The 14,516-nt window shown below is 39.3% G+C and carries 9 protein-coding genes and 1 CRISPR repeat array; of the genes, 5 read left to right on the forward strand and 4 right to left on the reverse strand.

The window, feature by feature from the left end; all coding sequences use genetic code 11:
* Positions 1-620 precede the first annotated feature (620 nt).
* From ACSSWA_RS13820 to ACSSWA_RS13830, 3 genes are all read right to left on the reverse strand, one after another.
* Complete coding sequence (locus ACSSWA_RS13820; protein ID WP_437357140.1) at positions 621-1,166, reverse strand: NifU family protein; 546 nt, start codon at positions 1,164-1,166, stop codon at positions 621-623.
* A 104-nt stretch (positions 1,167-1,270) separates the two neighbouring features.
* Complete coding sequence (gene rsmI / locus ACSSWA_RS13825) at positions 1,271-1,948, reverse strand: 16S rRNA (cytidine(1402)-2'-O)-methyltransferase (RefSeq protein ID WP_437357141.1); 678 nt, start codon at positions 1,946-1,948, stop codon at positions 1,271-1,273.
* Between the two features lie 49 nt (positions 1,949-1,997).
* Positions 1,998-3,689: a proline--tRNA ligase gene (locus ACSSWA_RS13830; RefSeq protein ID WP_437357142.1), complete on the reverse strand. Its 1,692-nt coding sequence runs from the start codon at positions 3,687-3,689 to the stop codon at positions 1,998-2,000.
* A 229-nt stretch (positions 3,690-3,918) separates the two neighbouring features.
* On the opposite strand from ACSSWA_RS13830, the gene ACSSWA_RS13835 reads away from it, so the two are divergent.
* Together ACSSWA_RS13835 and ACSSWA_RS13840 are read left to right on the forward strand one after the other, a co-directional pair.
* Entirely contained in the window at positions 3,919-4,758 is an 840-nt protein-coding gene (locus tag ACSSWA_RS13835; protein ID WP_437357143.1) for an alpha/beta hydrolase family protein, read from the forward strand.
* Between the two features lies 1 nt (position 4,759).
* The gene (locus ACSSWA_RS13840) at positions 4,760-6,202 is read left to right on the forward strand and encodes a pyridoxal phosphate-dependent decarboxylase family protein (RefSeq protein ID WP_437357144.1); all 1,443 of its coding nucleotides are present in this window, start codon (positions 4,760-4,762) and stop codon (positions 6,200-6,202) included.
* Here the strand turns inward: ACSSWA_RS13840 and ACSSWA_RS13845 are convergent.
* The gene (locus ACSSWA_RS13845) at positions 6,196-6,540 is read right to left on the reverse strand and encodes a gamma-butyrobetaine hydroxylase-like domain-containing protein (protein WP_437357145.1); all 345 of its coding nucleotides are present in this window, start codon (positions 6,538-6,540) and stop codon (positions 6,196-6,198) included. The two genes, ACSSWA_RS13840 and ACSSWA_RS13845, sit on opposite strands and share 7 nt — an antisense overlap.
* 637 nt (positions 6,541-7,177) lie before the next feature.
* Here ACSSWA_RS13845 and cas9 point away from each other — a divergent pair.
* The 3 genes from cas9 (at position 7,178) to cas2 (ending at position 13,570) form a co-directional block, all read left to right on the forward strand.
* Positions 7,178-12,154 (forward strand): type II CRISPR RNA-guided endonuclease Cas9, encoded by a 4,977-nt coding sequence (cas9, locus tag ACSSWA_RS13850; RefSeq protein ID WP_437357146.1) that lies wholly within the window; start codon positions 7,178-7,180, stop codon positions 12,152-12,154.
* 8 nt (positions 12,155-12,162) lie between these two features.
* Complete coding sequence (gene cas1 / locus ACSSWA_RS13855) at positions 12,163-13,152, forward strand: type II CRISPR-associated endonuclease Cas1 (RefSeq protein ID WP_437357147.1); 990 nt, start codon at positions 12,163-12,165, stop codon at positions 13,150-13,152.
* Between the two features lie 88 nt (positions 13,153-13,240).
* The gene (gene cas2, locus ACSSWA_RS13860; RefSeq protein WP_437357148.1) at positions 13,241-13,570 is read left to right on the forward strand and encodes a CRISPR-associated endonuclease Cas2; all 330 of its coding nucleotides are present in this window, start codon (positions 13,241-13,243) and stop codon (positions 13,568-13,570) included.
* A gap of 118 nt (positions 13,571-13,688) precedes the next feature.
* Positions 13,689-14,487: direct repeats of the CRISPR family, unit length 46 nt; unit sequence CTTGGTTTTAATATGTCAAAGAAAAAATTTGAAAGCAAATCACAAC.
* Positions 14,488-14,516: the final 29 nt, after the last annotated feature.

The following is a 14,516-nucleotide window of genomic DNA, read 5'->3' on the forward strand; positions in this document are numbered from 1 at the left end:
ACAAACTCGTCTTTGCTACCCCGCAAAATGCGGGGGAAGCAAACTCTAAAAAAAACTTAGTCTTTGCAAGGAGCGAGCAAAGCGAACGACGAAGCAAACTCATATTAATTTAAGCAGAGATTACTTCGCCCGCTTACAGCGGGACTCGTAATGACAAATAGCGAAAAGAAATCTATACTGCGCCAGCTACTGAAAAAAGCAAACTCTGAAAAGACGACCGTCTTTGCTACCCCGCAAAATGCGGGGGGGGCAAACTCAATTTAAACCGCTGAGCGCGCGAAGAGCGCAAAGAATACAGTCTTTCCGAATCCGCCAACATTAATGAAGATAATATTCCACGCTGTCTTTCTGAACCCGCCATCGGCGGGTGAAGAATCTCGAAAATCTGCAATGCAGATTCTTCGTCGTCCCGCTATCAGCGGGACTCCTCAGAAGGACAGTTACTTCATTAGTTTCACTATATGCTTTTGGTTAAGGCGTCGTATCTTTCCGGATCCGACTAAGTGGTAGTTATGTAATTCGATAACGTTACAGAGGCGAGTCAAATCTCGGGCAAAATTGAATGGCATAAAAAATCCCGCTAAAGCGGGACTTTTTATTAATTCTGTATTTGAAATTTATCAGTCGGAAACGACTTCGATTGCGGGATTGACTTCTCGTTTGAGTAAGTTTTCGATTGCAATCAAAGTGCCTCGTATTGCGCTCGGGCAGCTGCCGCAAGCGCCCTGGTAACGAATTTTGAGCGTATAACCTTCCAATCCTCTTATTTCCAATCCTCCGCCGTCGCCTGCAAGCGCAGGGCGCACGCGCGTATTGATTACGTCGTTAATTTTTTTAAGTAATTCGGTTTCTTCTTCCGAACTGACTTCGGGCAATTCCGATTCCGGCGGAATCAAAGATTTGTCGAAGTTCTTTATGAATTCAACGAGCGGTTTCTGGATTTGTCCCCACGAAGCCGCCGGTTCTTTTTCGATAGTGATGAATTTATCCATATAAAAAACCGAAACTACTCCCGGTATTTCGAATATCCCTTTTGCCAGCGGGTCGTTGGCGGCTTCCTCTTTGCTCTGGAAGCTGCGCGTTTCTTTCTGAAGCAGTTTTTCATTCAATATGAATTTAAGCGCTTGCGGATTCGGCGTTAAATCGACGTCCTGAACCATTAACATTTTTATCTCTCCGTTTTTTATACTAAATAAACGTCCGCAATAGTGCGAAAGTTCTCATTTCATTAACTGCAATCATATGAAAAATCGGACACCTATTCAAGAATTTATCTTCTGTTGTCGACAATCAGAACAAATTCGCCTTTGAGATTACGCGATCTCGCTACGTTCAGCGCCTCTTCGGCTGAGCCTCTTATAAATTCTTCGTCTTTTTGAGTTAAATTATAAGCCAATACAACCGGTTTGGAATTTCCGAAATGCCTTGTTATATCTTCCAGTATTTTAATCAGGCGGTAAGGAGTTTCCATCAGAACTATCAATTCTTTTATTTCTTTCAATCTCATTAAATCGCGGCGGCGCAAATCTTTTTTCGGAGAAATCCACCCGGCGTAGTAGAAACTTTTTAATTCCAGTCCGGCGCCGGCAAGAGCCGCCATAAGCGAACTGCTTCCGGGAACCGGAATTACTTCAATGCCGCGTTTAACCGCCAGTTGAACCAGCAACGTTCCGGGATCGGAAAAGAGCGGCGTGCCGCAATCGGATATCAGCGCAGCCGATTTTGAATTCCGGATTTTTTCGATTAACTCGTAAGAAGTTTCATTCTCGTTATGTTCGTTGAGCGCGTAAAGATCTTTTTGAATGTCATAATGCGAAAGGAGACGGCGCGCTTCTTTATATTCTTCGCATATTATAAAATTGCATTCGCGCAGTATTCTCAATGCCCGCAGGGTTATATCCTCGTAATTACCGATTGGAGTGGAAACTATATATAATTTGGGTTTCATTCGTCAACAGGGAAGAAATGGCGGGAAGAAAAAACTTCCCGCCGTAAAATTACGAATTTATTATCTCGTTTAATTTATTCTTCAGCTCCGCTATCGGCGCAATAATTTTTTCGCCTGTGCTTCTTATTTTCAATTCCACATTGCCTTGTTTCAAATTCTTCTCGCCAACGATTAATTGAACGGGCATGCCCAGCAAATCTGCGTCGTTGAATTTGAATCCTGCGCTGGCGTCGGTTCTGTCGTCGAAGAGCACCTCGTAGTCAGCATCCGACAGTTCTTTGTACAATCGCTCGGAAGTTTCCGACACGGTCTGATTTTTCATGTTCAGTCCTATTAAATGAATGTCGAAAGGAGCCAGAGGTTTTTTCCAGATTATTCCGCGTTCGTCGTAGTTTTGTTCGAGGAAACAAGCCAGAACCCGTTCGACTCCGATGCCGTAACTTCCCATTACAACGGGATGTTCTTTACCGTTTTCGTCCAAATAATTCACGCCTAGCGCCTCGGAATATTTTGTTCCGAGTTTGAATATATGACCCAGTTCGATGGCTTTGAAGACTTCGAGTGTGGAATTGCATCGAACGCATTTCTCGCCGCTTTCGACCGTACGCAGATCGAAATATTCTATTTGGGGAACGTCGCGTTTCAGATCTATGCCTCCGATGTGATAATCGTTTTTATTTGCTCCGCTGTATAAATTATTCGCGTCTTTAAGAAGATTATCCGCAATTATTCTGTGTTCAAATCCTACCGGACCGATTGAACCCGCGTCGGCTCCGGTTATATCTTTGAGTTCTTCAGGGTGCGCCGGACGAACGTTTCCGCCGATCGCCGCCTGAAGTTTCGTCTCGTTAACTTCGTCGTTGCCGAGCATTAAAACCAAAACGGGTTTTCCGTCGCAGATGTAAATTCTCGATTTGGCGGTTTCGCGCTCGTCGATTTTCAGAAATTCGCACAGTTCGTCGATCGATTTAACGCCGGGCGTATGAATTTCATAAATTTCCTTCGATTCTTCGTGCCGTTTTGCGGGAGCGGCAATCGATTGAGCCACTTCCACATTTGCAGCGTATCCGCATTTTTCACAATAAGCGACGGTGTCTTCTCCGGCGTCGCTTCTGACCATAAATTCTTCGGATTTGCTTCCGCCCATCGCTCCGCTCGACGCGCCGACGACAAAGTATTTGAGTCCGCACCGGTCGAATATTTTTCTGTATGCTTTGTCGTGCATTTCATACGATTTGTCGAGGTCTTCAAAAGAACGGTCGAGCGAATAGGAATCTTTCATTATAAATTGCCTGCCGCGGATAACTCCGCTGCGGGGACGGGGCTCGTTACGGAATTTCGTCTGAATCTGATACCATATTTGAGGCAGTTCTTTATAAGACGTTACCGCTCCTTTTGCATGCCATGCAACAATTTCTTCGTGAGTGGGCGCAAGTACGTACTCTCTGTTTTTAATATGAAACATAATATCGCCGAAAGCTTCAACTCTGCCGGTCTGTTCCCAGATTTCTTTCGGATTCAGCGCCGGATAATGGAACTCCTGTCCGCCGATTGCATTCATTTCTTCGCGGATAATGTCCATCACTTTTCTTAGCGCTTTGTAGCCGAGAGGCAGCCACGTATAGATTCCGGCGGATAACTGTCTTACAAGTCCCGCGCGTATCATCAAAATATGACTCGGTATAACCGCCTCGGCAGGCGTTTCTTTCAATGTGGGCAAAAACGATTTGCTGAATTTCATTTTATTCCGTTCCTTGTGAAAAACTTAAGTGCAAAGATAAAAAATAAATGGAAATTGGAGTTTAATAATTTTTATAAATCCGTTGATGAAAGAGAGCAAAGAGACTCTATGCGCTGCATTCTTTTATAAGACGGAGGGGACGGTATTTAATCGAGCCGTCGCCAATCGAACCCGTTTATTTCCTTTTCAATTATTATATTAGTAATAAAATAATTACAGAAAGATTGTTATGAATTTCGATCTGGTAATAAACGACCCGAGGCATTACGATCCGGAATATCCTTCTTCGATGATTCCGGTCTCTTTCGAAAGTAAAGGTTCCAGACTGCTGGGGACGTATTTTATTGCGGCAGGCAAAGGACCACATCCGTTAATAATGTTGCTTCACGGATTTCCGGGCAACGAAGTCAATTTCGATCTTGCGCATGTATTCCGAAGACAGGGATTTAATGTCCTCGTTTTTCATTACAGAGGCTGCTGGGGAAGTCAGGGCGATTATTCCTGGGAAAACCTGCCGGACGATCTGGATGCCGCAATAGCTTTCGTCAAATCGAATAAAGACTACGCAAAATTCAGAACAGATACAAGTAAGATAATACTTGCGGGTCACAGCATGGGAGGATTTGCTTCTCTCTATTATTCGGTTTTTCACGATGAAATTAAAAATGTAGTTTCGATGGCGGGATTTAACGCCGGAGCGTTCGGCGAATTATTGAAAATCAATAAGGAAATTTTCGATTACAGCGCGGATAAAATTAAAGATGCGGCTAAGATTGTAAATAATACAAGCGCCGAAAAATTGCTCAACGAGTTGATTTCCAATGCGGACAAATGGAATTTGTTGAAATATTCGAGCAAGTTATCGCAAAAAAGATTATTGATAATAGGCGCAAAATACGACGCTACCGCGCCGCTTGAAATTCATCATCTGCCTTTGATTGCGTCGCTGCAGATGGCGGGCGCCGCAGAACTCGAAGAAATGACTCTCGATTGCGGACATTCGTTTGCGGACAGAAGAATTGAACTGGCGAGAATAATTTCCAACTGGCTTACTAAAGCGAGGTTTTAAAATGCCCAAAAGAATTTCCGATATGACTCCGGAAGAATTTTCCGCCGCCGGCAAACAGGTAATCGAGTGGGCGGAACGTTACTTAAAAAATATTGAAACGTATCGGGTGCTGCCCGACGTCAAACCGGGAGATATTAAAAAACTAATCCCCGGTTCGCCGCCCGAACAGGGCGAAGAATTTGAAAAAATTCTTGAAGACGTCGATCGAATTGTTATGCCCGGAATTACGCACTGGCAGCATCCCAAATTCATGGCGTATTTTGCTTCGACGGCAAGCGCGCCCGGAATTCTTGCGGATATCGTAAGTTCCACATTCAATTCGAACGGCATGGTCTGGAAATCTTCTCCTTCTTTGACCGAAGTGGAAGCCAAGACGCTCGAATGGTATCGTTCGATGCTCGGTTTGCCCGACAATTTTAAAGGGATAATTTACGATACGGCTTCGATTAGTTCTTTTCACGGTATTGCCGCGGCGCGGGATTATAAATTTCCCGAATCGAGAACGAAAGGAATGAGTTCGCTGCCGCCTCTCGGATTATACTGTTCAGAACAGGCGCATTCTTCGATAGAAAAAGCCGCAATAGCTCTCGGCGTCGGAATTGAAGGCGTTCGTAAAATCAAAGTCGATTCCGAATTCAGAATGATTCCGGCGGAACTTGAAAAAGCGATTAATGAAGATATCGGGAAGGGGATTGAGCCTTTTTGCGTCGTTGCCACAATCGGAACGACTTCGACAACGAGCGTCGATCCGGTCGACGAAATAAGTTCGATTTGCCGTAAGCGCGATTTGTGGCTCCATGTCGACGCCGCTTATGCCGGTGTAACAGCCATGCTGCCCGAAATGAAGAAGCATTTTAAAGGAATCGAAAACGCCGATTCGATTGTGTCGAATCCTCATAAATGGCTTTTCGTTCCGATAGACCTGAGCGTGTTTTATACAAAACGTCCCGAAATATTGAAAAGGGCGTTTTCACTTGTGCCGGAATATCTCAAAACCGAAGTCGATGACGAAGTTGAAAATCTGATGGATTACGGAATACAGCTGGGCAGACGATTCCGCGCTCTTAAACTCTGGTTCGTAATCAGATATTTCGGCGTCGAAGGATTGAAGGAAATTTTGAGAAAGCATATTCGTCTGGCTCAATCTTTTGCCGACTGGATAAGAGAGTCGCCCGGATTCGAATTGCTGGCGCCATCTCCGTTCAGTACCGTTTGTTTCAGAGCGGTTCCATCCGGCTTAAAAGAAGATGAATTGAATAAATTCAACAAACTTTTACTGGAGAGAATAAATTCCACCGGCGAATTATTTCTTACCCACACGGTTTTGAACGACAAATTCACAATACGACTCGTAGTTTCGGGAATCCGTCAGGAAGAAAGGCACGTCGATGAGGCGCGCAATATTATCAAGAGGGAATACGAAAGACTTCTAAATAGTCAGTGATTGTCAAAATCCTGATGCAGATTGTCTTTCAATTCGAGATATTCGCCGAACTTACGCAATACTTCCCACGAGTAGATACCGTAATCGTATCCGTCTTTCCATTTTAATTGAATTGCGTAATTACCGACAGGCGTAATGCTTTCGATTTCGTACATGCCGGGTTTTTCCGGTCCTTTGGGAGGAGGAGCGTAATGTTTCCATAAAATCGTTTCGCCTTTATTTCCGGCGTCGGGCGATTCGTCTCTCAAAAATTTCAAAGGGTATTTGTAAACTTTTCCGTCGTCCCACTCGATTTCCAGATAATCCTGTTTATGCAGTTCTATTTTTAACGGTCTCATTTTATCCGATATTTGTTTGCAACAAAAATATATTATTAAATCGAAATATAAAATTGAGGGAGCGATATGCGGATATAAAACCGTCTTTGTTTGGAGTTTGGTAAAAAGCATTATGAAAGATTAAACGAATTATATTTGACGTTTCGGGAAAAGTTTGCTATTATTCGCCCGATAGTTATACCCGCTTGGATTGCCGACAGATATTAAAATGAATTACATGGAAACAGTATTATTCTTGATAGCGTTGATAATTGCCGTTAAAATTGCAAACGGAATTGTCAAGCCGGGCGAACCGGACCCCTTCCGCGATTACGACAACGATTAAACATTTCGAGGCTGCTCTCCGGAACCGTTTATTGCCATTTCAATGTAGAACATTGAGTGAACAGACTTATACTTATGGCTGCCAGGAACTGCCGCAATTTATGACAATTAAGATTTACTTTTAAAAATGATGTCATTATTTTAACTAATATTATTGAAATGTTAGGGCTAATAAATAGGCGGGAAATAAAAATGCCCCCTGTTAAGTACAAGGGGCAAACTTATGAAGCAAAGCTTCCTACGGAATCATCCTTATTGTGATTTGCTTCGCTGTAAATATCGTAAAAAATGATTTAAAAAAATAGAGGGAACAATGAAAAAAGTATTGGGACTCGATATCGGCACAAATTCAATCGGAGCCGCTTTGCTGAATTTGCCGGAGCATTTTGAGGATTATGGCAAAGAAGGAAGTATTGAATGGTGTACAAGCAGAATTATTCCAACGGAGGCTGACTATCTTCAGAAATTTGAAGAGGGCGCTCCTGTTGTAACAAAAGCCGCCGCACGCAGACAAAAAAGAGGAAGCAGAAGATTAAAACACCGTTACAAGTTAAGAAGAACCAAGTTGATTAGGTTATTTAAAATAATGAATTGGCTGCCGGAAGATTTTCCGCTTGATAATACAAAAAAAATAAAAGAAATAATTAGGGAACAAGGGGCATTTGTCTTTCGAATAAGCGATTATGCCCCGATTTCCGATGACAGTTATCGTGAATTTTATAAAAGTTTCGGCTACAAAGAAGAAGAACTAAATGAAATAATTGAAGAAATAAACTACAGATATACGCATAAAGGTAAAAAGAGAAATAATGATATTAAACTGTTGCCCGAAGATTGGGTCGTGTATTATCTAAGAAAAAAAGGATTGTCAAAAAAACTTACAAAAGATGAAATTGTTAGAATACTGTACTTATTTAATCAAAGGAGAGGATTTAAGAGCGGCAGGAAAGACTTGGAGGATTCATCGCTTATCGATCGCTCGGAATTCAAACAAAGATTAATTATAGAGGACAAAGGCGACTTTTGTGAATTCAAAGTTAAAGACGAATTTAAAAAAGATAAGTGTGAAATAAAATTTGTTTCGATAACTAAAGTAAGCAGAATCGAGGAGACGAGCGAAACAGGAAGAAAAGGACTGAAAAAATTTAAGATATATCTCGAAGATAAATCTATTATGCCCTATGAAGTAGAAAGAAAAGAAAAGCCTCAATGGGAGGGAAACGAATTTGCCTTTATAGTAACGCAGAAAATTGAAAACGGAAAATTTAAGCAAAATACTCCGCAACAACCTACGGAAAACGACTGGGCTTTGTGCACTACGGCTCTCGATAATAAAATATCATCCAAGCATCCGGGAGAATTCTTTTTTGACGAACTGGTCAACGCGCACAGAGAAGGCAAAGATTATAAGATTCGTCAATATCCCGTGTACCGTTGGCGATATGAAAAAGAATTGGAGGCTATCTGGAACAAACAGTGCGAACTCAACGAAGAATTGAGAAAATTGAATAACAATAAAGACCTGATTAAAAAAATAATTGAGAGCTTTTATCCGACACAGTCAAAGTACAATTTGCATAAAGCTAAAGAACTTATTTCTAAAGATTTGTTTCATATTATAAGTAAAGATATTATCTATTTCCAAAGGGAATTAAAGTCGCAAAAAAATCTTATTGGAGAATGTCAATATGAAAAAAGAAAAGGAATAGACGGCGAAACCTACGGATTAAAATGTATTCCTAAATCGTCTCCGGTATTCCAGGAATTTCGCATTTGGCAGGATATTCATAATATAAGATTAATAAGAAAAGAATATACGGACGAAAAAGGCAGAAGAGTTCTGGAAGTGGACGAAACAAAATCGTACATAAAAGACAATGTAAAAGAGAAATTGTTTGATTTGATGAATAATAAAGAAAATGTTACGGAAAAAGACTTGCTGTTGGTCATTAATGAGTGTAACGAATCCAAACCCATAAAGATTGATAGAAAATCTAAAGAATATTCGCATTATATAAACCTTTTCAGAAACAGAGATATATTAAAAGGCAACGAGACAAAACATCGTTACAAAAAACTCTTTAAAAACCTAGAATTTGACGGGAATTATAAAATAGAAGACGAAACGTTGCTATTCAAGTTGTGGCATGCGGATTATTCGCATGATTTAGCCGATAAAGAAAAAGTAAGAAAAGGCATATTGAGTTCCCTCGGATGGTCTTTATCGGATAACAAAGGTAATTACGTCCGAAATGATAATTACGAAACTTTTAAATTATCTTCAGATGAAGCCCAAAAATTAGCGGAGGCTCTTTCTAAATTACCTGCTTTAAAAAAAGAATACGGTTCATATTCCGCATTGGCAGTTCGTAAAATGTTGATGTTTATGCGTGTCGGCAAATACTGGAGTCATCCTCAATCTATTGTTAATCGGCTAAAAGAAGAAAGCGCAAAAGAAGTAAAACTTAAAATAAAAAAAGAGAAGGAAGGATTTTTACATTCGATAGAGAGCGCGTTGGATACGGCCGATCATATATTAGAAAGATTAAGAACGGTAAATTTTAGCGAAAATAAAATCCAAAGTGTATCCGACGAAGCAATCCCGAAACAAATATTAAAAAGTTTTATTAAGAAAAAATCGTTCGAAGAGCTTATTAAGGGTTTGAACACTTATCAGGCGGCTTATTTGTTATACGGCAGACATTCGGAAAAAGAAGAAATTCGATGCGACTCTCTAAAAGAATATGGAAAGGCGGTACAAAAAATGCTTAAACCGGGCGAGTTGCGCAATCCTTTGGTAGAATCGGTAATGCGCGAAACATGTTCGTTGGTAAAAGAAGTGTGGGATAAATACGGTAGGATAGACGAAATTCATGTGGAACTGGGCAGAGAACTAAAAAATAATTCTAAACAGCGCGAATTAATAAGCAAAGCGCAAAAAAATAATTTTGACGAAAAATTAAAAGCAAAAAAAATATTAACCGAGCTGCTTAACGAAACAGCGTTTGAACATTATGACGAAGAAGGCAATAAAATTATTTCGGGATTTACGGTAAAACCGAATCCTGACAATCCGAAAGACATCGAACGCTTCCGTTTGTGGAAAGACCAGGCTTCTGTTAATGAACAAGACTGGAACGGCAAAGTTAAATCCGAAAAAATACCTACCGAACAACAATTGAAAAAATATATTCTTTGGCTGAATCAAAATTGTCGTTCTCCTTATACGGGTAAAATAATTCCTCTTAGCAAACTTTTCGACGGAAACGAATATGAAATTGAGCACATTATTCCCCGTTCAAAAATGAAAAACGACGCAATGAGCAATTTGATTATTGCGGAACGTATTGTCAACAAGGCAAAAGGAAATGAACTTGCCGCAAACTTTATAAGCGCCAGTAACGGTTATTGTTCTTACGAAGGAAAAGATATTAAGATTTTTACCTACGATGAATATAAGCATTTTGTAGACGATACATTTAAAAACAATCGCGCTAAAAGAAAAAATCTGCTGGCGACTGAAGTTCCCGATGATTTTATCGAAAGACAAATAAACGACACTCGTTATATCGGGAAAAAATTAGGGGAGCTCTTACGTCCTGTTTTGGCAGACTCAAATAATATGATTTTTACGGTCGGCTCCATTACTTCGGAGCTTAAAGATAATTGGGGATTGAACGACGTATGGAAAAAATTGTTAAAACCGAGATTTGAAAGATTGGAAAAAATACTTGGGCAAAAATTAATCTATGAATATGAAGACGAATACGGAAATAAAAAATTCGGTTTTAAATTAAGCGTTAATGAAAAATTAGAAAAAAACGGCATAAAACGTCTGGATCACAGACATCATGCTTTGGACGCAATAGTAATAGCCGCCACAACCCGGGAGCATATTCGTTATTTAAACACGCTTAATGCCTCTGATACAAATGAAGAAATCAGAAAATACAGATTGACCTTATGCAAAAGAAAAATAAGAGATTTTAAACCGCCGTGGAATAATTTTGCCCGGGACGTAAAAGATTCGCTCGAATCATGCGTGATTTCATTTAAAGAAAACACTCCGATTGTTACAAAACCTTATAACAAATATGAGAAATGGGAAATAAAAAACGGAAAACCCGTAAAAATAAAAGAAAAACAAATAAAAGACGGAAACGGAAGATGGCTGGCTGTGCGAAAATCAATGTTTAAAGAACCTCAAGGTATTATATGGATAAAAGAAAAACGGAACGTGTCTGTTTTGGAAGCTTTCAAAGTTCAAATAGAAAGAATGAAAGTTGAACGCGATCCTGAAAAAAGAAGATTAGCCGGTTATGTATATGATAGATTGGCGCGGGGATTAATTAAAAATATCATTGATAAAATTGGCGGCGATATAGAAGATTCGGGAAGACTTTTGACAGAGGTTAAAAAATACTTGAAGAAGAACTCTAAAAAGGTTGACACCGGCAAGATTAAAAAGAACGGGAAAAATGAATATAAAACTGTATACATACTAGATAATTATGAATTTGAGAATATTGAAATTGCTGAATTTGTTGAATATGCCGCTAAAAGAGTATCGCTGGATAAATCATTCACCCATGACAAAATAAATAAAATTCCATATGCTAAAGAGGGAAAATCGCCTTTAGCCGATTTATTGCACGAACACCTCTCTCGTTATAATGACAACGCTACAGAGGCTTTCTCCGGAGAAGGGTTAGAAGCTTTAACAAAGAAGGCGGGCAAGAGAATTGAAAAAGTAACTATTTATGAAAAGAAATCTCCCGACGATAAATTCGGAAATAAATACGTGGAAGTTGATAAGGGAGCTATAGCCTATTTTATTATTTACGAAAACGAAATGACAAAAGAACGTCCTGAAATGTATTCGTTGGCAACTCACAAGGCAATAGAAAGATTGATTGAAGGAAAATCAATCGCGGAGATAAAAGAGGGATTTAAAACTATTATTCTGTCTCCAAATGATTTGGTTTACGTCCCTACTGAAGAGGAGCAAGACAAAATTAAAGCAAACCATCCTTCGCCTATAGACTGGGATAACAAGAAGAAAATTTCTGAAAGAATTTACAGAATGGTAAGCAGTTCAAAAAGCGTCTGTCAATTCATTCAGCATCGTATTGCAAGCGCTATTATACCTTCTAATCCGAAAGAAAAAATAAAAGGAGAAATTGATTGGCATGATAAATCGCCCAAAACAATGGACGGTAAATTTAATATTGCGGATTGTTGCATAAAAATCCAGGTCGACAGATTGGGTAATATAAAACCATTAATGTGAGTCAGAAAATGATAAAAAGAACGTTATATATTGGCAATCCGGCATATCTTTCAATGAAGAATAATCAGTTAACGATAAGATATAAAGAAAATTTAGAGGAAAGCGAAAGCAAAAATTACGGAACCGCAGCTGCTTCCGATATAGATAACGGGTGGCTCGAAAAGCGAATGAAGGCGGCGGATTCCTTTTCTCGTACAATCCCCATAGAGGATATAGGCATTATTGTGCTTGATCACCGTCAAATTACTTTAACTCACGGGTTGCTCGATTCTCTTTTGGAAAACAACGCCGCCATTGTAACCTGTAATAAGTCCCATATGCCCAGCGGTTTGTTTATGCCGCTGGAAGGAAATAACGAACAAACAAAGATAATCAAAGCGCAAATTGAATCGTCTCTTCCTCTTAAAAAGCAACTCTGGGCTCAGACAATAGCGGCAAAAATCCGCAATCAAGCTGTGATACTGAAAAAGAGAAACGTCAAAATTAATAATATGATTACATGGTCTAAAAAAGTAAGATCCGGCGATCCCGATAATTACGAGGGGAGAGCGGCTGCTTACTACTGGAAAAACTTTTTCCCGATGATACCGGATTTTATAAGAGACCGATACGGTGAGCCTCCGAATAATTTGCTTAACTATGGTTATGCAATTCTTCGCGCCATTATAGCCAGGGCTGTTGTGGGATCGGGTATGCTGCCGACTTTAGGAATTCATCACTCCAATAAATATAACGCATATTGTTTGGCCGACGATGTTATGGAGCCTTTCAGACCGTTCGTCGACAATGTGGTTTATTCGATTGTGAGTAACGGCGAAAATTTTTATGAATTGGATAGCTCAATAAAAAAGCAATTGCTGGATATCGGAACTTTGGATGTAATTATCGGAGGAAAAAGAAGCCCGCTTATGATTGCGGCGCAGAGAACTTCCTCTTCTCTAGCGCGTTGTTTTGAAGGAAAGGCTAGAAAGATTGCTTATCCCGAACTTGAAATATAATTCTTTAATAAAAATCGGAGGATATGAACAAAGCAAAAACGCATATGATTTATTACAGAACCCTCGCTGTATTAATGGGGGGCAGTTAATGAGATTTAACGAATACAGAGTCATGTGGATTCTTGTTTTTTTTGATTTGCCCACTGAAACCGCGCCCGAAAAGAAAGCATACGCCAGATTCAGAAAGGAATTGTTGAAAGACGGATTTACGATGTTTCAATTTTCGATCTATATTCGCCATTGTCCCAGCAGGGAAAATATGAATGTTCATATTAAACGTATTAAAAAGATACTTCCGCCCAAAGGACATGTGGGAATACTTAAAATTACGGACAAACAATTCGGAATGATGGAAATATTTTATGGGAAAAAGAAAGAAAGCGGTTTTGTGGAACCTCATCAGCTCGAATTGTTTTAAAAAAGCCCTCTCTTTTTGTAAATGGAGAGGGCTTAATGACATTCCTGTTTCCCGTCTGATTTTTTTAATCCTAAAATCATGCTAACTCATTGAATAACAACGAGTTAGCTCGGGGTACCTTGGTTTTAATATGTCAAAGAAAAAATTTGAAAGCAAATCACAACCAATAATATGATCATTGAAACGATAATTACTTGGTTTTAATATGTCAAAGAAAAAATTTGAAAGCAAATCACAACTCAAAACTGTATCTGGCGCATTGACGGAGTCTTGGTTTTAATATGTCAAAGAAAAAATTTGAAAGCAAATCACAACGACCTTTGGTCATCCATAGATAATCAGCCCCTTGGTTTTAATATGTCAAAGAAAAAATTTGAAAGCAAATCACAACAAGCGGCAGCACTTGATAAGCAAGACCTTGGTTTTAATATGTCAAAGAAAAAATTTGAAAGCAAATCACAACTAAATACAGAAAGCCCGTTGCATATTGGTTCTTGGTTTTAATATGTCAAAGAAAAAATTTGAAAGCAAATCACAACATAACCTTTCGAATACCTGTCTTTATCTTTCTTGGTTTTAATATGTCAAAGAAAAAATTTGAAAGCAAATCACAACGCGCTCCAAAAACTTTTCCATTCCGGATTTCTTGGTTTTAATATGTCAAAGAAAAAATTTGAAAGCAAATCACAACCGTCTCTTGATTTTTGTGCATCAGTTTTGCTTGGTTTTAATATGTCAAAGAAAAAATTTGAAAGCAAATCACAACTATATTTACAATAGAAATTTTAACAACAAACTTGGTTTTAATATGTCAAAGAAAAAATTTGAAAGCAAATCACAACTTGAGTAATATTCTTTTATGAAGCATAGACTTGGTTTTAATATGTCAAAGAAAAAATTTGAAAGCAAATCACAACTTGCCGATTCTATTGCTTCGAGTCTTGTT

The sequence above is a fragment of the Melioribacter sp. Ez-97 genome, assembly GCF_051488665.1.
In the GTDB taxonomy this organism is placed as follows: domain Bacteria; phylum Bacteroidota; class Ignavibacteria; order Ignavibacteriales; family Melioribacteraceae; genus Melioribacter.